The following is a 24,814-nucleotide window of genomic DNA, read 5'->3' on the forward strand; positions in this document are numbered from 1 at the left end:
TTGTGATCTTTCTCGGCCCGGCGATCGTCTTGACGGTCCTCTTCTTCGTTGTCCCCGTGGTCATCGACATCGCAGTATCATTCACCGACCTCAGCCGCTCGCTCCGCATCAGCGAGTTCACCACCGAGCAGTACGAGAAGGTGTTTCGAACTGATCGCCGCTTGTCGCAGGTCATAGGGCTGACCTTCATCTACGTCTTCGGCACACTGGCTATCTTCAACGTGACCTTTGGCCTGATCCTCGCCATCACCACCACGGCGATCAGGAATGTATCCGGGAGCTTCTTCCGGGGCGTGTGGCTGCTGCCGCGGATGAGCCCGTCGGTTCTTTACATCCTGCTCTGGCTGTGGGCCGTGAGCCCCACCGAAGCCGGCCTCGTAAACCAGGTCCTCATGCAAGCGTTCGGGCTCGACGCACCGCTCGACCTTTTGACCTCGGCGCCGATCGCGCTCATCATCATCTCGAACGGCTTCATCGGCGCTTCGATGGGCATGATCATCTTCACCGCCGCGATCCGCGGGATCCCGGAGCACCTGTTCCACGCCGCGGCAGTGGACGGCGCCGGAACATTCGCAACGATCCGCTTCATCACCCTGCCGGCGCTGCGTTGGCCGATCAGCTTTGTGACCATCTACCAGACACTCTCGCTGCTGGTCAGCTTCGAATACATCCTGCTCCTCACCAAGGGCGGTCCGTTCTACGACACGACTGTCTATGCGCTCTACGTGTACCGTCGCGCCTTCGAGAGCGGCCAATACGGCTACGGAGCCGCGCTGGCGCTTTTTCTCATCGTCATCGGCGTGGTCGTCGCGCTGCTCGGCTGGCGCTTCTTCGATATGGAGCGCCTGCTGCAACGCCCGCGTATCGAGGTGCATTGAGATGGCCGCGCAACCCATCCCCATGGCACTCACGGCGGCATCCGAGCCAGCGGCTGATTGGGACGCATTGGCAGCGCGGGCGCGTGGCGTCCGGCGCACCAAGGCGGTCGTCCTCTACGCCTTCCTGATCGCCGTGTCGCTGCCGATCATCCTCCCCTATTTCTGGCTCGTCACCATCGCCTTCTCGGCCAAGACCGGCGTTGCGGAGACAGCGGTTCTATGGCGCTCGATGGCCGTGGTCGTGCCGGCCGTCGTCGCCTTCTGGCTCACGGCCGCGGTCGCGCAAAGCCGGCGCCAGTTATGGATCGGCATTGCTGCAGTCGCCGCGATCGCTCTCTTCGCCTTCGCCGTGCTCGTCGGCCCGGACCTTCACCTCGACAATTTCATCTTCCTGTGGGAGCCGGACTTCGCCTCGGTGGTGCGGTCGCGGATCGGAGAAGTCAAAGGCGCGGTCCGGTTTCCCAGCGTCTGGCATGCCTTCGGCAACTCGATCCTGATCGCCGGAACGCAGACCGCCATCGTCGTCACCGTCGCCTCATTGGCAGCCTACTACCTGTCGCGCTTCCAGTTCCCCGGCCGCTCCTCGATGCTGCGCGGGCTTCTGGTGCTCCACGCTTTTCCCGTGCTGACGCTGATCGTGCCGATGTTCCTGATGCTCTACTGGATCGGGCTCCTCGACACGCTTTACGGCGTCATACTCGTGCTTGTCGCATTTGAGCTGCCGTTTGCGATTTTCATCATGAAGGGCTTCTTCGACGCAGTGCCGTGGGACATCGAGATGAGCGCTCTGACCGACGGTGCGTCACGGCGGCAGGCATTCGTGAGCGTGGTGCTGCCGCAGGTGAGGAACGGCATCCTCGCGATCGCAGTCTTCACCTTCATCCGCGGTTGGGAAGAGTACATCTTCGTGTTCACGTTCCTGATCAGGAACAGCAACTGGACAATGAGCCTCTACATGTACTGGGTGCGCGATGATGTCATGGGTGTCGACTACGGCGTCGTCTCTGCGGTCGGCGTCTTCTACCTTGTTCCCAGCCTCATCCTCTACATAGCCGCGCAGCGCTATCTCATGCAGATGTCGATCGGCGGCGTGAAGGGCTGACGACGATGGCGAAGATCGAATTCCGTAACGTGGTGAAGAGCTTCGGCGCCGTCGAGGTCATCCCCGAAATGAACCTCGTCATTGAGGACGGCGAGTTCGTCGCACTTCTCGGCCCCTCCGGCTGCGGCAAGTCGACGAGCCTGTTCATGCTCGCCGGCATCTACCTTCCGAGTGGCGGCGAGCTCCTCTTTGACGGCCATGTCGTCAACGAGGTGGAGGCACGCGACCGCAATGTCGGCATCGTCTTTCAATCCTACGCTCTCTACCCGCACATGAGCGTGCGCGACAACATCCTGTTTCCGCTGCGGTTCAAGAAAACGCCCCGCGACGAAGCTCTCGGCCGAGTGAAGGCAGCGGCGGATCTTGTTCGGGTCGCTGAACTGCTGGACCGTCGCCCCGGCGAGCTTTCCGGCGGTCAACAGCAGCGCGTCGCCCTTGCGCGCGCCCTCGTGAAGGAGCCGCAGCTGCTGCTTCTCGACGAGCCGCTTTCCAACCTCGATGCGTCCCTTCGCCTTTCGATGCGGACCGAGATCAAGTCGCTGCACGCGCAGCTCGGCGTGACGACCGTCCTCGTCACGCATGATCAGATCGAGGCGACCACGATGGCTGACCGTATCATCTGCATGCGCGCCGGCCGGATCGAACAGGTCGGAACGCCGGACGACCTCTATCTCAGGCCCTCGAGCCTGTTCGTAGCCGGTTTCATCGGCTCACCGCCCATCAACCTCATTGCTGGCGAAGCCGAGAGTGGCACGGTCACCGTGAACGGCGCCAGATTTCCGGTCGAGGGCGCGTCGGGGTCGCTGACGGTCGGGCTGAGGCCGGAGCACCTCAGGATCGGTGATACCGGCTTTGCCGGCCAGATCGCGCAGATCGAGCCGATGGGCCGCGAGATCCTCTATGTCGTTGAAACCAGCGTGGGCGCAGTTCGCGTGCTTGAACAGGGTTCGTCCGCCGGGCACGCGACAGGCGAGCAGGTAAAGATCGGTTTCCTTCCCGAGAATTCGCTTGTGTTCGAGACGACGCGGCAGAAGCTCATTGCGGGCGCGCATATCCGTGAACCGGCTTGACACGACCGAGCGACAGCCGCCCCATTTCTCGAGGCGGAGAGGAGGGCGCGCCAGTGGCAGCGTTTGAGACGAGCAACCTGACGTCGAACACGCCGGTGGTAGTCGAGGGTCCGTACGGCCCTGTCCGGCTGAAGTGGCACAAACTGCGCACGCACCTCGCCGAAGCGCCCTTCAAGCGCTCGAACCTCGCCCTCGGCTGGCAGCTCGGCGCGAGCCTCGAGGTCGACATACTCGCCACCGCCGATGGCCGCTTCGCGGTTCTCCACGATCCGACGCTCGGTCCCTCAACGACCGGCCGCGGCCGCGTTCCGCGCATGCCGATCACATCGCTGAGGGGACTTTTCCACCGAAACGCCGAAGGTGCCCCCGACCCCGACGCACCGGTGCTGTCGCTCGCCGAACTGATAGCCCCGCTTCGAGGGCGGCCGAGAGCGCCATCAGCCAACCTTCAGCTCGACCTCAAGCTGCTCCAAGGACACTCCCTCCCGGATTCGGCGATCGCCGATGCGGCAGCGGCCGTCGCCGGGCTGGAGGACGCCATCGTCGTCGGATCACATCATCTGGATGATGCATGCCGTCTCGTCGCCGCCATTCCCGGAGCCCGGCTCGGCTACGACCCGAGGCTGGAGGTATCCCGCCAGCCAGGTCTGCGCGATCCGGAGCGGCTGCTGCGCCACATCGAGCGGCGCAGCGCCGGCGTGAGCCTCGTCTATCTCCGGTTCGATGCCATCGTTGCCGCGGAAAGCCAGGGCTTCCCCCTCGTTGCGCGCCTTCTCGACCTCGGCATCGAGACGGACGCCTGGACGATCAATCCCGGCGGGGACACCAGCGACGCCATCCTGCGTACGCTCGTGGAGGCGAAAGTGCACCAGATCACGACCGATGTTTCGAGCGAGATCTTCCGCCTGATCCGCTCGCTTTGAGCATGTTCCGCTGGCGGCCGGTGTCTCGGTCCTGTGGCCCGCCCGGAACTAGAGCCGCTGGAAGACGTCGAACCCGAGGCGTTTCTGGCAGACAAGTTACGTTCTCTATAGAGCGCGAAGTCGGTGTCACGCTGGACAAGCCTTTTGGCTTGGTCAGGATGAAGAGCGGACCGGATGGATTTTATCGGCGCTCGCTCCCCGCCCAATCCGCACCTGAAGGTTATTTTCAGGTGCGGCTAGTTAGCGCCTGGATGAAGTCGCAGTGACTACTCAGCCGCGACCGCATCGGCCAATGGTGAGCCTTCGGCTATGGGAGGAGCTTGTTCGCTCACCCCTTCGAGGTCGTCCAACAGCGCCATCCATAAGGAGACGCACAGCCCGACCATGACGACGAGGAAGGGCGCGGCCGCGATGATCGATGCGGTCTGCAGACCCTGCAAGCCTCCCATCACCAGCAACACGCAGGCTGACGCTCCTGCAAGGACGCCCCAGAGGACGACGACGCCGCGTGCTGGCTCAAGCGTGCCGCGAGACGACAGCATACCCATCACGATTGAGGCGGCATCCGCTCCCGAGACGAAGAAGATGGCGACAAGGAAGATCGCGACGAACGAGGTGAACGCTGTTCCTGGATATTGTTCGAGGAGGGCAAACAGCGAGATAGCGGCACCTTTGTTGTTGACCGCCTCGACCAGGCCGCCAATTCCCATCAGTTCGGAATGCAGCGCGGTGCCGCCCATGATGGTGAACCAGAGGAAGGTTACGCCGCTCGGAATGAGCAGAACGCCAATGACGAATTCGCGGATGGTCCGTCCCTTGGAGATGCGCGCAATGAACACGCCGACGAAAGGTGCCCAGGATACCCACCAGGCCCAGTAGAAGATCGTCCAGCTGCCCAGCCATTTGCCGTCGCTGAAGGCGGCGGTGCGGAACGACATGGTGACGAGATCGGCCAGGTAGTCGCCAAGCGCTTCGGTGAAGGTGTTGAGAATGAAGATGGTCGGTCCGACGATGGCCAGGAACAGCAGTAACGCGGCAGCGACCACCATGTTCATGTTGCTGAGGAACTGAACGCCCTTGCCCACCCCGGACACTGCCGACAGGATGAACAGCACCGACAGCACCGCGATGATCGCAAGCGCAATGCCTGTCCCCTCGCCGGTTCCCCAGAGAAAATTCAGACCGCTGTTGATCTGCTGGGCGCCAAGGCCGAGCGATGTCGCAGTACCGAACAGCGTGGCGATGACGGCGAGGATATCGATCGTCTTGCCAATCGGCCCGCTGACGGCGCTGCCGAGAAGGGGGGTGAATGCGCTCGAGATCAGGATTGGCAAGCCCTTGCGGTAGGTGAAGTAGGCGATCGCCAGGCCGACAATGGCATAGATCGCCCAAGGGTGCAGCGCCCAATGAAAATAAGAATATTTCATCGCGACCAGCGCGGCTTCCTTGGATTGCGCGGCCGCCAGCCCGTGAGGCGGTGCGCCAAAATGGAAAACTGGCTCGGCAACGCCCCAGAACATCAGGCCGATGCCCATGCCGACACTGAACATCATGCACACCCACGAAACTGTCCGGAATTCCGGAAGTTCGTCATCGGCCCCGAGCTTGATCTTGCCGAAACGGCTGATCGCCAGGAACCCGGCAAAGACCAGGAACAACGCGGTCGAGACAACAAAGCCCCATCCGAAACCGCTGATAATCGCCGAAAGCGTAGCTTGGGTGACGGAAGCGAGGCTGTCTGGAGCCACCGCTCCCCATGAGATGAACCCGGCCGTTATCGCTATGGCCGGCCAGAATACCGCCGGATCTATGCTTCGCAGTCTGTCTGTGGTCGACATGTTTATCCCTCCATATTTATGTGTTGACTATTTCCCTTTGTTTAATAAATGCGCCCACCCCCACTCTCCCGCGGACCGCCTGCCCATTCATGCGATCCTGTCCGGCGGATCGTGACCGTCGAAGAAGGCGGTGATGTTCTCCACCACCTTCATGCCCATTGCCGTCCGCGTCTCTGATGTCGCGCTGCCGAGGTGCGGAAGAAGAACTACATTTTCGAGGTCGACGAGCCCAGCGGGAATGGCGGGCTCGGCCTCATAGACGTCGAGTCCCGCGCCCGCGATCGACCGTGACGTCAGCGCCGCGACGAGGGCTGGAGTATCGACGACATCGCCCCGCGCCGTGTTGATGACATATGCACCGGGCTTCATCAGCGCGAGCCGCCGTGCATCCACGATATGCCGGTTCTCGGCGCCGCCGGGGCAATGCAGCGAGACGAAATCGCTCGCGGCCATCAACCTGTCTATTGAAGTCATCTGCTCCGCGTTCATGGCCCGCGTCTCGTCGTCATCGACATCCGAGCGATTGAAGAAGACAATCTTCATGCCGAAGCCGAAATGGGCGCGGCGGGCGGTGGCCTTGCCGATCCGCCCCATGCCGATGATGCCAAGTGTCTTGCCGCTGAGCTGGCTACCCAGCATGTGGGTGGGGCACCAGCCCTTCCATTCACCGGCCCGAAGCTGCCTTTCGCCTTCACCAGCGCGGCGGGCGATCATCAGCATCAGGGTGAGCGCGATATCGGCGGTGGCGTCGGTTAGCACGCCGGGCGTGTTGGTAACCATGATGCCGGCCGCCTTGGCGGCTGATATGTCGATATGGTTGAAGCCGACGCCGAAATTTCCGAGGATTCTGGCGCGCAGCCCCGGCTCACCGAAGAGTCCCGATGGCAGCCTGTCGCTGACAGTCGGCAGGACAGCATCGTAATCCTTCATCGCCGAGACGAATTCCGTTCCGGTGAGAGGACGATCGGCTTCATTCAACGTGGTGTCGAAGCGCGCTTGTAGCACGCGCTCCACTTCTTCCGGCCAGCGCCGGGTTACGAGCACGCGGGGCTTTGCCATTCAGGCAGCCTTGCTCATGGCCGACAGCACCTCGGCCACCGTCTCGCCAAAGGCGGATGGCGTCGGCACGATGGTGACGCCTGCGCCTTTCAGGATCTCGACCTTTTCCTGTGCCGATTCCCCGAAGGCGGAGATGATCGCGCCGGCATGGCCCATGCGGCGGCCCTTCGGGGCGGAGAGGCCGGCAATGTAGGCGATCAGCGGCTTCTTCATGTTGTCGCGTGCCCAGAGCGCGGCCTCTGCCTCCTGCGGGCCACCGATCTCGCCGATCATCAGCACCGCGTCCGTGCCGGAATCTTTTTCAAAGAGCTCCAGCATGTCCTTGAAGGACGAGCCGTTGACCGGGTCGCCGCCGATGCCGACCGAGGTCGAGACGCCAATGCCAAGTGCCTTCATCTGGCTCGCTGCCTCGTAGCCGAGTGTGCCGGAGCGGCCCACGATGCCGATGCCGCCCGGCAGGTAGATCGAGCCCGGCATGATGCCCATCATCGCCTGACCGGGCGTGATCATGCCGGCGCAGTTCGGCCCGATCAGGGTCATGCGATCCTCGAAGCGATAACGCTTCATATATCGCTTGACCCTGATCATGTCCTGGGAGGGAATGCCGTCGGTGATGCAGACGCAGAGCCTTATGCCCGCATCCGCCGCTTCCATGATCGAGTCGGCAGCGAAGGGCGGCGGCACGAAGACGATCGAGGCTTCCGCGCCGGTTTCCTGCACCGCGCCCTTCACCGTGTTGAAAACCGGCATGCCGAGATGGGCTTGACCGCCCTTCCCTGGGGTGACGCCGCCGACCACGTTGGTGCCGTAGCGTTTCATGTCTTCGGCATGGAAGCTGCCGATCTTGCCGGTGAAGCCCTGGACGATGACGCGGGTATTCTTGTCGAGTAGAATGGACATGTCTCGATCTCCCTCAAGCAGCCTTGTTTGCAGCGAAGGCGCGCCACGCGCCAACTGCCTTGTCGGCAGCCTCCGCAAGCGTTTCCGCAACGATGATATCTTCACCTGACTCGGCAAGGATTCGTCGGCCCTCCTCCATGTTAGTCCCCGACAACCGGACGACGAGTGGGACCGGGACACCGACTTCCTTCAACGCCTTGATCACGCCCTCGGCGACCCAGTCGCAGCGGTTGATGCCGGCGAAGATGTTGACGAGGATCGTCTCGACGTTTCTGTCGCGCAACACCGCGCGGAAGGATTTAGCCACCCGTTCGGGCGAGGCGCCGCCGCCGATATCGAGGAAGTTCGCGGGCTCGCCTCCGGCGATCTTGATCATGTCCATGGTTGCCATGGCGAGCCCCGCACCATTGATGATGCAACCGATATTGCCATCGAGACCGACATAGGAGAGGCCGCGGTCGGAAGCGAACGTCTCGCGCTGGTCTTCCTGGCTCTTGTCACGCATCTCGGCAATATGCGGCCGGCGGAAGAGCGCATTCTCGTCGAAGCTCATCTTGGCGTCGAGCGCCACGAGGTCGCCGCCGCGGGTCACGACCAGCGGATTGATCTCCAGCATTGCGGCGTCATAATCGACGAAGGCGCGGTAGCAGCCGAGCAGCGTCTGCGTGGCGCGGCCGATCAAGGCATTGTCGATGCCCAACCCGAATGCGATCTCGCGGGCCTGGAAGTCCTGCATGCCGACGCCGGGATCGACGGTGGCGCGAATGATGGAGTCGGGTTCGGCCTCGGCGATCTCCTCGATCTCCATTCCGCCCGAGGACGAGGCGACGATCATGATACGCTCGGATTTGCGGTCGAGTACAAAGCCGAGATAGATCTCGCGTTCGATGTCCATCGCCTCCTCGACATAGAGGCGGCTGACCAGCTTGCCCTGCGGCCCGGTCTGGTGCGTCACCAGCTTGACGCCCAGCATGGCATCGGCAGCCTCGACGATCTCATGATCGGAGCAGCAGAGCTTGATGCCGCCCGCCTTGCCGCGCGCACCTGAATGGATCTGCGCCTTCACAACCCAACGGTTGCCGCCGATCTCGCTCGCGCGATAGGCTGCTTGTTCCGGGCTGTATGCCAGCCCGCCGCGTGGAATGTGGATCTGGTAGCGGGAGAGAAGTTCCTTGGCTTGGTATTCGTGGATATCCATGTCTTCCTCCTCTCAGCGGTTGGCCGTAATGGCTTCATGTGTGGCAAGCACGTTGCGCGCCATGCGCTCGGAAGCGGCGTCGATCATCTTGCCGTCGAGCGAGGCGGCGCCCTTGCCCTGGCGTTCGGCAACCTTCAGCGCATCGATGATGCGTCGGGCTCGATCGACCTCTTTCTCGGGCGGCGAGAAGATGTCATTGGCGAGAACGATCTGGCTCGGATGGATGGCCCACTTGCCCTCGATGCCGAGGGCCGCGGCACGGCGGGCGGCCGCCATGTAGCCGTCGGGATCGGAGAAATCGCCGAAGGGGCCGTCAATGGCGCGCAGGCCATAGGCGCGGCAGGCGACCGTCATGCGCGACAGGCCGAAATGCCACTGGTCGCCGGGATAATCGGGGTTGAGGCCGCCGATATTAACCGTGCGGGCTTTGAGGCTCGCGGCATAGTCGGCGACGCCGAAATGCATGGCCTCGAGCCTGCCGCCGAAAGCAGCGATGGCCTCGACATTGGCCATGCCGAGCGCGGTCTCGATCAGGGCCTCGATACCGACCCTCGTCTTGTAGCCCCTGGCGATCTCGATCTGGTTGACCATCGCCTCGACCATGTAAAGATCGGCGGGCACGCCCACCTTCGGCACCAGCAGCGTATCGATCCGGTCGCCGGCCTGTTCCATGAGGTCGACAACGTCGCGGTACATGTAGTGCGTGTCCAGCCCGTTGATGCGGACCGAGATCGTCTTGCCGCGACCGCGCCAGTCGATCTGGTTGAGTGCCGCAACGATATTGACGCGGGCGCGCTCCTTGTCCGGCGGCGCAACGGCATCCTCGATGTCGAGGAAGATGTAGTCAGCATCCGAATTGACCGCCTTCTCGATCATCTCGGGATTCGATCCCGGCACGGCGAGCTCGCTGCGTTGCAGCCGCAACCGGCGCAAATGGTTTATCGTATGGCTCATGAAATCCTCCCCTTCTTGTTCTTCAAGCTGCCTTGGCGGTTGTCGTCGCGGCGGCGGAGCGGAACTGGTTGATCGCCGCACCCACGCCCGAGCCCGGCTCGATCTTCACGCCGCAGTCGAGCAGTGTGAGTTCGGCGGCGGAAAGCGCGCCGAGTATCATGACCTCGTTCAGCGAGCCGAGATGGCCGATGCGGAACACCTTGCCCGCCACCTTGCTCAGCCCGCTGCCGAGTGAAGTGTTATAGGTGCGGAAGGCGTGGCGGATGACCTCGGCGCCATCGACGCCTTCGGGCAGATGGATTGCCGAGACGGTGTCGGAATACCATTTTGGCTCGGTGGCGCAGAGCTTGAGGCCCCAGGCCGAGACCGCCGCGCGGACGCCGTTGGCGAGGTGACGGTGTCGGACAAAGATATTCTCGAGGCCTTCCTCGAAGATCAGGTCCAGCGAGGTACGCAGACCGCGCAGCAGTTGTGTTGGCGGTGTATAAGGGAAATAGCCCGTGTCGTTGGTCTTGATCATGTCCTCGAAGGAGAAGTAGCAGCGCATGTGGCGGGAGGTCTTCGCCGCCTCCAACGCCTTCTGACTTACGGACAGAAAGCCGAGACCGGCGGGCAGCATGAAGCCCTTCTGCGAACCGGAAACGGCGCAGTCGACGCCCCATTCGTCCTGGCGGAAATCGATCGAGCCGATCGAGGAGACGCCATCGACGAAGAGCAGTGCCGGATGGTCGCAGGCAGCGAGGGCGGCACGCACGGCGGCGACATCCGAGGTCACGCCGGTCGCGGTCTCGTTATGCGTCACGAAGACCGCCTTGATCTTGTGCGCCTTGTCGGCAGCCAGCTTTTCCGCATAGAGCTCGACCGGCACGCCGGTGCCCCACTCCATATCGAGGCAATCAACCTCGAAACCGAAGCGCTCTGCCATGTCGACCCAGAGATGCGAGAACTGTCCGAAACGGCTCATCAGCACCTTGTCACCGGGCGAGAGGACGTTGGTCATCGCGGCTTCCCAGGCGCCGGTGCCCGAGGATGGATAGATGAAGACGCGGCCTTTCTCGTTCTTGAAGACGCGTCTGACGTCGGCGAAGAGCGGCAGCGTCAGCTCCGGATATTTCGGAGAACGCATGTCTTCCATCGGCAGGTTCATCGCTTGGCGAACCTGCTCGGGAATGTTGGTGGGGCCGGGAATGAAGAGATGATTGTAACCTGGCATGGTATCCTCCGATACAGTGTCCGCGGTCGGACTGTTCCTCGACGCCAACACTGCCTTTAGGGCCATGTCCGCACAACACTCGCTCAGGCAGAAAAGAATGCCTGACGGGCAGCGCGAGCGCGGCCCTAATGGGTGGTTGCTGGAAAGGATGGGTAGGGCGCGGCCTACCCGCAGGTAGTCTCAAGCCGAGTTGCGCCGGCGCTCCTTGGCGTAAAGCGCGACGGCCATGGCGCGATTGCGCACTTCGAGCTTGTCGTAGAGATTCTTGAGGTGGTATTTCACCGTATTTTCAGAAATGCCGGTGCGGCTGGCGATCTGTGTATTCGACCAACCGTTGGCGAGCATGCCAAGCAGTTCCGCCTCCCGTGCGGTGAGTTGTTGGAAGGGCGTGTTGGAGATTTTCGAGAGCATCGTATAGGGAATGCAGATCCGACCCTTCATCACGGCGGTGAGGGTCGCGAAGAGAATCTCCGGGTCTTCGAACTGGTAGCAAAGCCCGTTCACGCCGAGCCGGATCGTCTCATTGACCATCGCAGGATTACTGGTATCGGCAAAGAGCACGATTTTTGGATCGAAGCCTAGACGGCCGATATCCGCCAGCACATCCGGAGCCTCGGCATCTTCGAGCTGCCATGAGAGCAGCACACAATCAATCTCGATGAAGGCCAGCTTCTCACAGAGTTCGGCGGATGTCCGCGCCGTATCTGTGATGGAAAACTTGGCGTTTTCCGAAAAGAGTCCGCGAAGAGCGGCAATCACCAACGGATTGCGCTCCGCAACCAGAACCCGGCCTCCTCCATCGTGCGACATGTGCCTCCCTGTGCCGTATGCCGGCCATGCGGATATATCCAGCGCCGAGGGAACACTAACATCAGAAATCACCCACGTTTCATCGTCGAGCGACGAAACTTGTCCTAAAACGCCTCGCTGTTCAGCTGAGTGCCCTTGCAGCATTCGACACAGGGCCTTCCGTTTGTCACAGAAAGCTCGTTGAAACAAAACCGACGAGTAGTCCGCATGCCTGCGTCCCGCTTCCAAATCCGCCTTGTCCAGACAAAAGTCCGTCCTTCATCAGCAGAATACGGTCGCATATGGGAGCTGAGACAAGAACTATTCAAGATATCCGGCCGGAGTGCTAAGGAAATCAGATCGCCTCGATGGGTTGCCAAGCCGCCCCCATCACGGACTGTTCATCGTCATAGTATTGACGCCAAACCGTCCGGCTTCGTCGAAATTCGCAACCCGTGCGGATTTCGGGTCGACAGGGAAGAAAAATTAGACTGCCAGATAAGCCCCAATGACTGCCGCTATCTGATCCGAATTCAGAGCCCCCATCTGGGAGTCCATCAAAGCGTCCAGCTGTTCGCTGGACAGGTTCGCAATGTCTTCCGTGGACAGCCCCGCTACACCGGCTGAGCTGAACGACGCGACATCTTCCGTTGAGAAGGTTGCCAGATCGTCCGTGGTCAATGCCGCGACTTGCGCAGACGTCAGGGCACTGACCTGGCCCGATGTCAAAGCCTCGGCCTGCTCTGTCGTCAAGGCGGCAATGACCCCGGTGCTCAATCCAGCGACAGCGTTCGTGCTTAACACGATGATATCATCGGTGGAGAACTGGGCTATGTCGTCTGTGCCGAGCGCTGCGGCCTGTATTGCGTTCAGGGCGCCGACCTGCGACGTGGACAATGCCGCGATTTGGCTGGTGCTCATCGCCGCCACTTGGTTGTACCCCAGCGAGCCAATCTGGCTTGTCGTCAAACCGGCAATCTCGACGGTGGAAAGGGACGCGATGACAGCCGTGGATAGACCCTTTATGGCGTCGGTGCCGATCAACGCGAGTTCGGCGGTTGAGAATGTGTCCAGGTCCTCCGTGCTCAAGCCTGCGACCCCACCCGCACTCAAAGCGGCAATTTGGCTGGTGGAAAACGCTTCGATCTGCTCGGTGCTCATGGCGCTGACCTGATTGCTGCTCAGGCCTTTGATGCCAGCCGCGCCCAAAGCGGCGATCTCCGCAGTGGAAAGTGCCGCGATGAAGGTTGCAGACAGTCCCTTTATAGCGGTCGAGCTGATCGCCGCGAGTTCAGCGGTCGAGAATGCCTCCAGATCCTCCGCGGTCAGGCCTGCAAGCCCATCCGCGCTCAAAGCGGCAATTTGGCTGGTGGAAAGCGCTGCGACCTGCTCGGCGCTCAATGCCCCGACCTGATCGCTGCTCAGGCCTGCAATACCGCTCGTGCTCAAGGCGGCAACCTGATTGGTCGAGAGAGCCGTTATATCGTCGGTGCCCAGAACTGCCACCTGGTTGGAACCGAGAGAGCCGACCTGGGCAGTGGTCAAGACGGCAACCTGGTCGGTGCTCAAGGCAGCGATCTGGCCCGTGGAAAGACCCGCAATCCCGGCCGCGCTCAACACGGCGATCTGGTCTGTTGAAAGCGCGGCGATCGTGTTCGTGGACAGACCTGTTATGGCTCTCGAACTGATTGCCGCGATGTCGGCGGTCGAGAACGTTTCGAGGTGGTCCATACCGAGCACCGCAATCTGCTTCGAGCTCAGCGCAGCAACCTGCGCAGCGTTCAAGGCTTCAACCTGGCTGGTATTCAAGGCGGCGACCTGGCCGGTGGAAAGGCCCGCGATACCGCCCGCGCTCAAGGCAGCGATCTGGTCCGTCGAAAACGCGGCGATTGTGTCCGTGGAAAGGCCCGGAATGGCGCTCGAACTGATTGCCGCGATGTCGGCGGTTGAGAAAGCCTCCAGATCGTCCGTACCCAGGGATGCAATCTGCGTCGAACTCAACATTGCAACCTGGACAGAGGACAGCGCCTCGATCTGGTCGGTGCTCAACGCATTGATCTGGCTAGTGGAAAGGCCCGCAATGCCAGCCGTGCTCAAGGCAGCGATCTGGTCCGTCGAAAGGGACGCTATGTCGTCTATACCCAGGGATGCAATCTGTTTGGAGCTGAGTGCGCTGACCTGAGAGGGTGTCAATGCCTCAAGCTGGTCGGTGCTCAACGCGTTGATCTGGTCTGTGGAAAGGCCCGCAATGCCGGCCGTGCTCAAGGCGGCAATCTTGTCCGTCGAAAACGCGGCTATCGCGCCTGTGGACAAGCCTGATATGGCACTCGAACCGATCGCCGCGACATCGGCGGTTGAGAAGGCCTCCAGATCGTCCGTACCCAAGGCTGCAATCTGCGTCGAACTCAGCGTTGCAACCTGGGCTGTGGTCAGGGCCTCAAGCTGGTCAGTGCTCAACGTAATAATATCGATGGTGCTCAGGCCCTTGATGCCAGCCGCGCTTAGGGCGGCAATCTGGTCGGTCGAGAGGGCCGCCATGTCGTCTGTACCCAAGGCCGCAACGTGTTTGGAGCTGAGAGCGCCGATCTGGGCAGTGGTCAAAGCCTCAACCTGGTCAGTACGCAACGCATTGATCTGATCGGTCGCAAGGCCCGCAATGCCGGCCGTGCTGAAGGCGGCAATCTGGTCGGCAGAAAGGGCCGCTATGAGGTCTGTCGACAATCCCGATGTGGCGCTCGAGCTAAGCGCCGCGATGTTCTTGGGCGAGAGGGCCTCTAAGTCGTCCGTTCCCAAAACCGCGACTTGGGCGGAGCTGAGAGCGCCGACCTGGGCGGTGGTCAAAGCCTCAAGCTGGTCGTTAGTCAAAGTAACGAACTGTGTGGTGCTCAGTCCTGCAACGCCAGCCGTGCTCAAGGCGGCAATCTGGTCCGTCGAGAGAGCCGCTATGTCATCGGTGCCCAGGGCCGCAACGTGTTTGGAGCTGAGAGCACTGACCTGATTGGTCGACAAGACCTCAATCTGGTCAGTGCGCAACGCATTGATCTGGCTCGTGGAAAGGCCAGCAATGCCAGCCGTGCTTAGGGCAGCAATCTCATCCGTGGAAAGGGCCGTTACAACAGCTGTGGACAATCCCGATACGGCACTCGAACTGATCGCTGCGATATCGGCGGTTGAGAAAGTTGCGATGTCATCAGCGCTCAAAGCAGCGACTTGCTTGGAGCTGAGGGCGCTGATCTGAACGGTGGTCAAGGCCTCAACCTGGTCAGAGCTCAACGTAACGATATCTATGGTGCTCAGTCCCGCGATGCCAGCCGTGCTCAAGGCGGCAATCCGGTCGGTCGAGAGGACCGCTATATCGTTCGTGCTCAACGTAGCGACTTGTTTGGAGCTGAGAGCGCCGATCTGGGCAGTGGTCAATGCGGCAACCTGATCGGTGCTCAAGGCGTTGATCTGCTTCGTGCTTAATCCCGCAGTGCCCGCCGTGCTCACGGCGGCAATCTGGTCGGTCGAGAGGGCTGCTATAACATCTGTCGACAGACCCGATATGACATCCGCGCTGATCGCCGCGATGTCCGTGGTCGAAAACGCCTTGATGTCGTCCGTATCAAGCGCCGTGATTTGCTGGGAGCTGAAGACGCTGATCTGCTTGCTCGACAAGGCCTCAATCTGGCCGGTGCTCAGGGCGTCGATCTGCGTCGTGCTCAGTCCCGCAATGCCAGCCGTGCTCAGGGCGGCAATCTGGTCGGTCGAGAGGGTTGCTGCAACAGCGGCGGACAGGCCCGATATGGCACTCGAACTGATCGCCGCGATGTCCTTGGTCGAGAAAGTTGCTACGTCGTCCGTGCCCAGGGCAGCGACCTGTGTCGAGCTGAGAGCGCCGACCTGGGCAGTGGTCAGGGCCCCAACCTGATCAGTGGTCAGAGCAACGATCTGTTTGGTGCTCAGTCCTGCAATGCCGGCTGTACCCAAGGCGGCAATCTGGTCGGTCGAGAGGATCGCTATATCGTTCGTGCCCAAGGCAGAGACTTGCGCCGAATTCAGCGCTGCAACCTGCTTGGTGCTCAAAGCGGCGACCTGGCTGGTGCTCAGGGCGGCAATCTGGCTGGTGCTCAGTCCCGCAATGCCAGCCGCGCTCAAGGCGGCAATCTCATCAGTGGACAGGGCCGTTACAACAGCGGTGGACAGGCCCGATATGGCACTCAAACTGATCGCAGCGATGTCCTTGGCCGAGAAGGTTGCTATGTCGTCCGTACCCAGGGCAGCGACCTGTGTCGAGTTGAGAGTGCCAACCTGAGCAGTGGTCAAGGCCCCAACCTGATCGGTGCTCAGGGCAACGATCTGTGTGGTGCTCAATCCTGCAATGCCAGCCGTGCTTAGGGCGGCAATCCGGTCGGTCGAGAGGATCGCGATATCGTTCGTGCCCAAGGCAGCGACTTGCCCCGAACCCAGCGCTGCAACCTGGCTGGTGCTCAATGCGGCGATCTGGCTGGTGCTCAGGGCGTCAATCTGTTCGGTGCTCAGGCCCTTGATGCCAGTCGTGCTCAAGGCGGCGATCTTGTCGGAGGACAATGCCGCGACATTATCCGTGCTCAAGGCAGCGACTTGCGTCGAGCTCAGCACCACAATCTGTTTGGTGCTCAAAGCAACGATCTGGCTGGTGCTGAGGGCGTCGATCTGGTCCGTGCTCAGTCTCGCAATGCCAGAGGTGCTCAGGGCGGCGACCTGGTCAGTGGAAAGGGCCCCGATGAGGTCCGTCGACAATCCAGCTATGGCACTCGAGCTGATCGCCGCGATATCACCGGTCGAGAAAGTTGCTATATCGTCCGCATTCAGAACCGCAAGTTGTGTAGCGCTGAGAACACCGATCTGTGTCGAGGACAAGGCTTCAATCTGGCCCGTGGACAAGGCTCCAATCTGATCGGTGCTGAGGCTCCCAGCGGCCTTCACACTCAGGGCGGCGACCTGGTCAGTGGAAAGGGCTCCGATGAGGTCCGTCGACAATCCCAATATGGCACTCGAGCTGATCGCCGCGATATCACCGGTCGAGAAAGTTGCTATATCGTCCATATCCAGGGCCGCAAGCTGTGCAGAGCTGAGAACACCGATCTGTGTCGAGGACAAGGCTTCAACCTGGCCCGTGGAAAAGGCGTCAATCTGATCGGTGCTGAGGCCCGCGACGCCCCTCGTGCTCAGGGCGGCAACCTGATCGGTGGACAATACCGTGACATTGTCCGTGTTCAAGGCAGCGACTTGCGTCGAACTCAGCGTCTTCACCTGAGCGACGGATAGTGCCGCAGTCTGGCCGGTAGACAAGGCAGCGATCTGTGCGGTCGCCAGGCTCGCGACCGCACTCGTGCTCAAGGCGGCGACCTGAGCGGCGGAAAGCGACGCGATAACGCCTGTGGTCAAGCCAGATACGGCTTTATTACTGATCGCCGCCATGTCGGCGGTCGAGAATGTCGCTATGTCGTCTGTTCCCAGGGCCGCAAGCTGTCCCGAGCTCAGCGACTTCACCTGTGAAGCCGATAGCGCCTCAGTTTGGCTGGTGGACAGGGCAGCGATCTGGGCGGTCGCCATGCTCGCGACCGCACTCGTGCTCAAGGCGGCAACCTGAGCGGTGGAAAGCGCCGCGATAACGCCCGTGGTCAAGCCCGATATGGCGTTGCTGATCGCGGCAATGTCGGCGGTCGAGAATGTCGCTATGTCGTCTGTCCCCAGGGCCGCAAGCTGTCTGGCGTTCAGCGACTTCACCTGTAAGACGGATAGCGCCTCAGCTTGGCTGGTCGACAAGGCGCCAATCTGCGCGCTCGTTAGGCCTGCGACGCCGTTGGTGCTTAGGGCGGCAACCTGATCGGTGGACAATACCGTGACATTGTCCGTGCTCAAGGCAGCCACTTGCGTCGAACTCAATATCCTGACCTGTGCGACGGACAATGCCGCAGCCTGGCCGGTAGACAAGGCAGCGATCTGCGTGGTCGCCAGGCTCGCGACCGCACTCGTACTCAAGGCGGCGACCTGAGCGGCGGAAAGCGACACGATAACGCCCGTGGTCAAGCCCGATATGGCTTTATTACTGATCGCGGCCATGTCGGCGGTCGAGAATGTCGCTATGTCGTCTGTCCCCAGGGCCGCAAGCTGTCCCGAGCTAAGCGACTTCACCTGTGAAGCCGACAGCGCCTTAGCCTGGCCGGTGGACAGGGCAGCGATCTGGGCGGTCGCCATGCTCGCGACCGCGCTCGTGCTCAAGGCGGCGATCTGAGCGGTGGAAAGCGCCGCGATAACGCCCGTAGTCAAACCCGATATGGCTTTATTACTGATCGCGGCAATGTCAGCAGTCGAAAATGTCGCTATGTCGTCCGTCCCCAGGGCCGCAAGTTGTCCTGAGCTCAGCGAGTTCACTTGCAAGGCGGATAGTGCCTCGGCCTGGCCGGTCGACAGGGCCCCGATCTGCGCGGTCGTTAGGCCTGCGACGCCCTTTGTGCTGAGGGCAGCGACCTGATCGGTGGACAATACCGTGACATTGTTCATGCCCAAGGCAGCGACTTGCGGCGAATTCAACGTCTTGACCTGTGCGACGGACAATGCCGCAGTCTGGCCGGAGGACAATGCGCCGATCTGTGCTGTCGTCAAGCTCGCAACCGCGCTTGTGCTAAAGGCCGTAATCTGGTCAGTGGAAAGGGAGGCAATAACATCCGTGGTCAGGCCCGCTACCGCGCTTCCGATAGCCGCGATATCAGCGGTTGAAAAGGTTGCCAGGTCATCCGTGTTCAAGGCCGCAAGTTGCGACGCGCGAAGGGCGCTGACTTGAGAAGAGGTCAAGGCTTCGGCCTGGCCCGTCGTTAAAGCACTAATCTGCGTCGTGGTGAGCGCTGCAACCTGGCTCGAGCCCAAACTTTCGACGTCATATTTATCCAGAACAGCCAGTTGATCCAGAGTCAAACCAACGATGGCGCTTTGTGAAATGGCGTTCAACTGCCGACTGCTGAGAACATCGACATCCTCGGTGTCTAAAGCGGCGATTTGAACTGAAGAAAGCGCTTTGATCTGAGTTGTGGAAAGCGACGCCACATCTTCCGTGGTCCAGGCCGATACTGCCGCAATTGAAAGAGACCTGATCTGACCGGTGCTCAGGGAAGAAATGGTCGAGGTCATGCGTGAAAGCCCTTGATGTAAGCCGATTGTCTAAATCAATTTAATTTACCGACAGTCGCCCTGTAGGAGGATGGACCTCCATGCAAGAACCTGCAGCGCATCCACGACCAGCGGCTGGTGTTGCCTGTCTGGCCGGACGCTGACATTGCTACCGGTCATTCAAGCCCACCACCTCACAGGAAAGGATTTTAGGTGAATTGGCTTGCCCGAACCTGAAGTTGTGATGTGCTCCCGGCAAATTGAGCGCCATTTGCCAGCTATTTTCCAGTTATGATCTCTGCGGCGAGACGAGCAGAGTTCCATCAAGTCCGAAGTCTTTCCGAGGGGCAAATTGCCTTTGTTCTGAAATAGGCGAAGCATGGCGCGCCCACCGCGGAGGTTTGCCGGGAGAGAGGACCGCACGTCTCTCTTGCCTCAAAACAGCAATAACGCCTTGCGCACGCCTGTCCCGCCCGCAATGCCGTTGAAAGGGCTGCAGCTCCATCTATCTACGTTGCAACAACCATAACGGGATATCCGCATACCATCGACGACGTCCTCCGACCGGCTCGTGGCGCCAACCGAAATCGTCTCGACCTCCGTCAAGAAGCATGGCGTCTCCGGTGGTGAAATCACCAAGGCGATCGCGGATGTAGATGCCGCTCCGGCGTAAAACCAGAGCGGCAGCGACACCTATTCGGTGATCGTATACTCGCCGAGTTCGCAGAGATTCTTCTTATCTTCGGTGGTATCGAGTTTCGTACTTCCCTCGAATTCCATGCGCATATCGTACTCACAGACGGTCCGCCCGTCCGCGATCGTCAGTTCGATGCTTTCGCCCGGTTCGAGAACCTGGTTACCGAAAACATCCCCCTCCCAATCGTTCACGCCGACGGGCGATGTATAAAAATGCGTGAGCGTTTCGCTCGTCCCGTTTTTCAGCGTGAAGACGAGGTCTTCCGCGAAGGAGGGGCCGGCAAAAAGAACAGCCGCGGCGGCGGCGAAGGCGAGGCGTTTCATGTAGGATTGTCCTGTGGTGAGAGTTGTGTACGAGAGAGCTAACGTTTTAAGACATCAGAATATTCTAGGTGTCACGTGCGGGAGGGGCGAAATGACACCTAAGGGGACTGGCATGATCAAGATACCTGAACCGCCGGGCTTCACCTCCGAAATTCCAATATTCATCGAATATAGGCGGAAGGCGAGACGATTTCGTCGGTCTGCTTGACGATGAAGGCGGCTTATGAGGCCCCTCTGTGACCACGCCGTCCCTCGACCATCCACGCCTCACTCGGACCTGCGGCGGCGATGAGGTCTGCCGCAACGTTTGCTTTCAAAAAGAATCAAGAAAACTTATACAACCTGAAATTGACAAGTATTTTTATTCGCGCTAAGAGTTAAATGCAACCAAGAGGAGGAATGCAAATGGCATACGCAAAAAACCCCTTCCTTCAAGCAGCGCGTGCAACATCGTCGACCAAACCCAGCAGCGGTTTCTGGTCCTCTCCGGCCGGAAAACATGTGCGTCTGGCCAGAAGCTGCTTCGCGTTGGCCAAGAAGCACCAGACGGCTGGCAACAAAAAGAAATACTGGAACTTGCTGAAGACGGGTCGCGGAGCCTTGGCTCTGGCGCGGCAGGAAATTTATCTCTGGAAGCGCGGGCAGAGCATCCGGCGCAAGTCTTACGCGATCCACCGAACCGCCTAGGCGGAACGGTCCACCTTTGCTTAGGACCCTGTTTCCCCCTGGATTCATTCGGCGGCAGAGGACGGTTGCCTTACCACAGGCAACCTGCCTCTCGGCAGCTGCTCCGATCTCTGGAGGAACGACTTGTTCGGAGAGAATGAGATGAGTGACTCCTTGCTTTTTGGATATTCGGTAGAAGAGAACGGCGGCAAGTTTGTAATTACGCTGGCGGGCACGCTGGCGGTTCCGATTATGCAGGATATTGCCGCCAATATCGGCCCCGGCGGCGCAGGTACGCCGGGACTGCCGATGATGTTTCCCTACAGCCTTCTGGCATCCCACGCCGTCAGGATGACCGCTCAGGCGGGAGGCGAGGCCGATGAACAGGAGGACGCCACGCTGGCAGATATCTTCGGTCAGGGCTTCGACAAGGACCTTGGCGAGTTCGACCGGCAAGTGGGGCGTTATCGGGAACTATTGTCAGCGACCGTCGCAGTCGGCCCGGGGCTCGAAGTGCCATTCACGAAGGGCGAGGCAAACGATGCCGCCAGGCCAAAGAGAGCCGAGATCAAAACCTAAGAGTACCCAGGGAGAGAAACGATGGTTCAACTGTCCCGCGAGGAGACCTTTCTCCTTTTGACTTGCAGGCCGTGTCTGACGCCCGCCGACGATCAACGCCTGCTACAAATCGTCGATCCGGACCTGGATTGGCCCTTTGTACTATGGCGCGCGGAAAGCTATCAGACGCTGTCATTGTGCGGCTTCCACCTCGGTCGACTGGGCCTGATCTCCCGGACGCCGGCTTGGGTCATCAGCTACATTCACACGTGGTCGCAATTGTCCAAGGCGCGAAGCGAAGTGCAGTTCCGTCTGCTTGGTGAACTTCTGGGCCTTTTCCGCGCCTGCGGCCTGGAGCACTATTTGTTCAAGGGGCCATTGTTGTCCGCCCTACTCTATCCAGACCCGGCGTGGCGGCCGATGCAGGATCTGGACATCATGGTACGTACGGCGGATGTCCTGCGGGTCCAGAAGGAACTCTACCGGCTCGGGTACAAGCACGGCGTCTTTAATCCCGCCGACGGCGTTTTCACGCACATGTTCCGCAAGATCACGCCCGAAACCTTGGAGCACAAATACGCGCTTCATTCGGTCACCAAGGTCGAGGTGATACGGCCGAGTTTCGATACGAGCCTGATCGCGCCGGAATGGAGACTGCGGCAGATCAAGTCCTTCGTTCAAGAGGATGGATCAGTAAGGATGCCGGTGTTCGTCGACATCCATTTCAATCTCGGGGCCGGCATGGACGAGATTGACGTCTGGCGCCACGCACGCGCGCTCAAGCTGCTCGGCCACGATGTGCCTTGCCAATCGATCACTGCCGCCCTCTGGTTCAGCGCGGCGCGCATCTATTTTGAAGCCTATCAGCATGGCACGCTAAAATTGCAGATGCTCGGGGATATTGACGCGCTGCTGCGTCTCCACCCCGCAGACATTGATTGGGCCGAACTGCTTGCCGTCGCGACAAAATACGGTTTCTCGGCGGCAATCTTCTACGTTTTGGAGCAGGTGCGGCGTCTATTCGACGCGCCGGTGCCCTTAAAGGTACTGGCTCTGCTAATGCCAGATCCACAACGACAGCCGGATCCGGCTGACTTCGGAGATATCATCCCGAAACTACTGTCGCGAACCGTCGTAAGCGACTTGCAACTCGCCTGAACCGTAGCGTCAGCAGCCGTTTCGTAGGCAAACACCTCTTACACTTCAATCACAGCGGGCATGGACACGCCGCCGCATGGCAGCGCAATGCCCATCCTCATGAGGAGAAAATAATGGAATGCGTGGCTATCATCGGAGGGGGGCCAGCTGGCCTTGCGACTGCTCAGGCGCTCGCCAGACAGGGAATCGAATTTGTTCTCTTCGAGGCCGGCCCCACGCTCGCCGAACGCAAGCACGACGCGGCAGCCCAACTGGGCAGCGGAATTGGCGGGGCCGGGCTTTTCTCGGACGGCAAGTTCAGCTTCTTTCCCTCCGGCACGCACCTTTACAATCTGGAGAATTCCGCCCGCCTTCATCAAGCCTATGGCGCGATCCAGTGCCAACTGACCGAGGTCGGTATATCAGCCCCCGCCTTGATCGATGAAGCTGCCCCCGGCTTTTCCGGTGAAGATGAAAGCATGGTTTCGAAGCCCTATCTATCAACCTATGGCTCGCTTGAACAACGCAACGCGCTGATTGCGGCCATGAGCCACGAGTTTCGCGAAAGGATCCGCGCCAATACGCGCGTCTTATCGATCCTCCCCTCGCCCGCCGGCTATTTGGTGCGCAGCCGCGGAGCGGATGGAACCATTGCAGAGGACACCTTCGATCACCTTGCGATCGCAACCGGACGCTTTGGTCCGCAGGCGCTGCCGGACATGCTGCCAGCGCCGGAGATGACCGACTTGCGATACGAGTTCGGCATTCGTATCGAACATCCAAACGGAGTCGGTTTCCTGGAGGTGGTGAAGCGGCCCGACGTCAAATACATCCTGGACGCAACCGAAGCCGAGGTGCGGACTTTTTGCACCTGCCGCGATGGTGAAGTCTGGATGATCCCCTACGGCAATGTCGCCGCGCTTTCCGGCCGCTCGGACGGACCGCCGAGCGGATACTCCAATTTCGGGCTATTGGCGCGGTTCACGGGAGATAACCTCGACAAAGGCCGGCAGATCTGGGCGGAGCTGCGGCATCAGCTCGGGGACGATGTGCCGGCGACATGGCAACCGCTGGCCGAGTTCCTTGGGGGCGCATCCGCACCGAACGAACGCGATCCGGAGCCGGCTCGTCGCCCCTGGTTCCCGCAGCAACAGTTTCGCCGCGGCGACGTTGCCGCCCAGCTGCCTTCCGAACTCTACCGAATCCTCGCCGAGAGCGCGCGCAAGATCATCCAGCGGTTTCCCGACATGGCAACGCCGGAGGCAGTCTGCCTGTTTCCGGCGGTGGAGGGCGTCGGCGCTTTTCCGGCCATCGACGCGGGTCTGCGAGATTACTGCGGACGCATTTGGTATTGCGGCGACGTCGTCGGTCGGTTCCGCGGGCTCGTACCGGCCCTCGTGAGCGGATATTATGTGGGAACGGCCATCGCGGCTCATCTCCGCGAAAAGCAGGACATGACGGCACCGGGCGAATGGCGGGTGGCCGCGGCGCAGTAGCATCAGGAACTGGCAGCCATTTTGAACACCCCGTAGATGGGCCGGCTGCTGAAGCCGGCGCCACGGGCGATCATCAGCAAGGACGGAAAATGCTGGTAGCTATTGAAGGAATTGACGGGGCGGGCAAAACCCACATTGCGCGAAAGCTCGCTCCCTATCTGAATGACCGAGGGTATGATGCTCGGTATCTAAACAAGAGTGATATATCGTTGGGGGATGACTTTGCCGACAGCCGGCTTGGGCTGCTGCGGGAGATTATCTGGCCGGAACGGGGAGAACCGGCGCAAGACTTGCTTGGCACGCATTTCTATCTGTTCCTACTTGCCTCCTGGTTCTCCGCGGTGGGTCAGGTACTTCATCGGGAGCAAAGCTCCGGCGACCGCGTCACGGTGATGGACGGGTCGCATTACCGCGTCGTTGCCAAGGCGCATTGCAGGGCGCGGATCGAACTCACTCAGCTTTTCAGGTTGTTCGCACAGGCTGCCGAGCCCGATTTGGTCGTCCTGTTGGAGATCGACCCGCACGTATCATGGCGTCGCCGCACAGCCTTCAAAGAGACCGAGATCGGCCGCTGGGACGGTTATTGCGGCGATCCCTGCGAAGCTTACTGCGCCTATCAATCGACGATCCAACAGCTCTTGCTTCACATGGCCCGCGAACGGGGTTGGCTCGTCGTTCCACAAGACGAAAACACGCGGGATACCGACATAGTCGACTGCATTGTCCATCACGTTGACAACGCAACTTACCGCGGGAGAGGCAGTCCAACCAGGACTTCCTTGCAGAGCAAGCAAAGGCTGCTCTCTCGATAGCATAAATCCCAGCAGTGGCGCCGCATCAAAAATCCGAGACGCCGTCCGCTTCGCCGCTGGCGCATAGCGG

Annotated in this window: 18 protein-coding genes; 9 read left to right on the forward strand and 9 right to left on the reverse strand. The window is 60.7% G+C overall.

Annotated elements, in window-relative coordinates; all coding sequences use genetic code 11:
- Positions 1-2: 2 nt before the first annotated feature.
- From ACSQ2Z_RS24775 to ACSQ2Z_RS24790, 4 genes are read left to right on the forward strand one after another with little or no spacing between them, the layout of a single operon-like run.
- Entirely contained in the window at positions 3-878 is an 876-nt protein-coding gene (locus ACSQ2Z_RS24775; RefSeq protein ID WP_436083850.1) for a carbohydrate ABC transporter permease, read from the forward strand.
- A gap of 1 nt (position 879) precedes the next feature.
- A complete protein-coding gene (locus ACSQ2Z_RS24780; RefSeq protein ID WP_436083851.1) occupies positions 880-1,980 on the forward strand; it encodes a carbohydrate ABC transporter permease in 1,101 nt (366 codons plus the stop codon).
- A 5-nt stretch (positions 1,981-1,985) separates the two neighbouring features.
- On the forward strand, positions 1,986-3,050 hold the full coding sequence (locus ACSQ2Z_RS24785) for an ABC transporter ATP-binding protein (RefSeq protein ID WP_436083852.1): 1,065 nt from the start codon (positions 1,986-1,988) through the stop codon (positions 3,048-3,050).
- Between the two features lie 53 nt (positions 3,051-3,103).
- On the forward strand, positions 3,104-3,973 hold the full coding sequence (locus ACSQ2Z_RS24790; RefSeq protein WP_436083853.1) for a glycerophosphodiester phosphodiesterase: 870 nt from the start codon (positions 3,104-3,106) through the stop codon (positions 3,971-3,973).
- Positions 3,974-4,239: 266 nt separating this feature from the next.
- Here ACSQ2Z_RS24790 and ACSQ2Z_RS24795 read toward each other — a convergent pair whose 3' ends face one another.
- The 9 genes from ACSQ2Z_RS24795 to ACSQ2Z_RS24835 form a co-directional block, all read right to left on the reverse strand.
- Positions 4,240-5,811, reverse strand: coding sequence for a BCCT family transporter (locus ACSQ2Z_RS24795; protein WP_436083854.1), 1,572 nt, complete (start codon positions 5,809-5,811; stop codon positions 4,240-4,242).
- A gap of 87 nt (positions 5,812-5,898) precedes the next feature.
- Positions 5,899-6,870 carry a 2-hydroxyacid dehydrogenase gene (locus tag ACSQ2Z_RS24800; protein ID WP_436083855.1) on the reverse strand — a complete coding sequence of 324 codons (972 nt, stop codon included), beginning with the start codon at positions 6,868-6,870 and terminating at the stop codon, positions 5,899-5,901.
- Positions 6,871-7,770 carry a succinate--CoA ligase subunit alpha gene (sucD, locus tag ACSQ2Z_RS24805; protein ID WP_436083856.1) on the reverse strand — a complete coding sequence of 300 codons (900 nt, stop codon included), beginning with the start codon at positions 7,768-7,770 and terminating at the stop codon, positions 6,871-6,873.
- A 13-nt stretch (positions 7,771-7,783) separates the two neighbouring features.
- Positions 7,784-8,968 carry a malate--CoA ligase subunit beta gene (locus ACSQ2Z_RS24810; protein WP_436083857.1) on the reverse strand — a complete coding sequence of 395 codons (1,185 nt, stop codon included), beginning with the start codon at positions 8,966-8,968 and terminating at the stop codon, positions 7,784-7,786.
- A 12-nt stretch (positions 8,969-8,980) separates the two neighbouring features.
- The gene (locus ACSQ2Z_RS24815; RefSeq protein WP_436083858.1) at positions 8,981-9,922 is read right to left on the reverse strand and encodes an HpcH/HpaI aldolase/citrate lyase family protein; all 942 of its coding nucleotides are present in this window, start codon (positions 9,920-9,922) and stop codon (positions 8,981-8,983) included.
- A gap of 22 nt (positions 9,923-9,944) precedes the next feature.
- On the reverse strand, positions 9,945-11,135 hold the full coding sequence (locus ACSQ2Z_RS24820) for an aminotransferase class V-fold PLP-dependent enzyme (protein ID WP_436083859.1): 1,191 nt from the start codon (positions 11,133-11,135) through the stop codon (positions 9,945-9,947).
- 180 nt (positions 11,136-11,315) lie between these two features.
- Positions 11,316-11,945 (reverse strand): LuxR C-terminal-related transcriptional regulator, encoded by a 630-nt coding sequence (locus tag ACSQ2Z_RS24825; RefSeq protein WP_436084150.1) that lies wholly within the window; start codon positions 11,943-11,945, stop codon positions 11,316-11,318.
- 465 nt (positions 11,946-12,410) lie between these two features.
- A complete protein-coding gene (locus ACSQ2Z_RS24830; protein ID WP_436083860.1) occupies positions 12,411-19,076 on the reverse strand; it encodes a hypothetical protein in 6,666 nt (2,221 codons plus the stop codon).
- Between the two features lie 672 nt (positions 19,077-19,748).
- Complete coding sequence (locus ACSQ2Z_RS24835; RefSeq protein WP_436083861.1) at positions 19,749-20,075, reverse strand: hypothetical protein; 327 nt, start codon at positions 20,073-20,075, stop codon at positions 19,749-19,751.
- 405 nt (positions 20,076-20,480) lie between these two features.
- On the opposite strand from ACSQ2Z_RS24835, the gene ACSQ2Z_RS24840 reads away from it, so the two are divergent.
- The 5 genes from ACSQ2Z_RS24840 (at position 20,481) to ACSQ2Z_RS24860 (ending at position 24,744) form a co-directional block, all read left to right on the forward strand.
- Complete coding sequence (locus ACSQ2Z_RS24840; protein WP_436083862.1) at positions 20,481-20,762, forward strand: hypothetical protein; 282 nt, start codon at positions 20,481-20,483, stop codon at positions 20,760-20,762.
- Between the two features lie 141 nt (positions 20,763-20,903).
- Positions 20,904-21,320 (forward strand): hypothetical protein, encoded by a 417-nt coding sequence (locus tag ACSQ2Z_RS24845; protein WP_436083863.1) that lies wholly within the window; start codon positions 20,904-20,906, stop codon positions 21,318-21,320.
- 21 nt (positions 21,321-21,341) lie between these two features.
- Positions 21,342-22,457, forward strand: a complete 1,116-nt coding sequence (locus ACSQ2Z_RS24850) for a nucleotidyltransferase family protein (RefSeq protein ID WP_436083864.1) — start codon at positions 21,342-21,344, stop codon at positions 22,455-22,457.
- A gap of 113 nt (positions 22,458-22,570) precedes the next feature.
- Positions 22,571-23,932: an FAD-dependent oxidoreductase gene (locus tag ACSQ2Z_RS24855; RefSeq protein ID WP_436083865.1), complete on the forward strand. Its 1,362-nt coding sequence runs from the start codon at positions 22,571-22,573 to the stop codon at positions 23,930-23,932.
- Positions 23,933-24,021: 89 nt separating this feature from the next.
- On the forward strand, positions 24,022-24,744 hold the full coding sequence (locus ACSQ2Z_RS24860) for a hypothetical protein (protein WP_436083866.1): 723 nt from the start codon (positions 24,022-24,024) through the stop codon (positions 24,742-24,744).
- Positions 24,745-24,814 lie beyond the last annotated feature (70 nt).

This window comes from Pararhizobium sp. LjRoot235, assembly GCF_964254145.1.
GTDB lineage: Bacteria > Pseudomonadota > Alphaproteobacteria > Rhizobiales > Rhizobiaceae > Pararhizobium.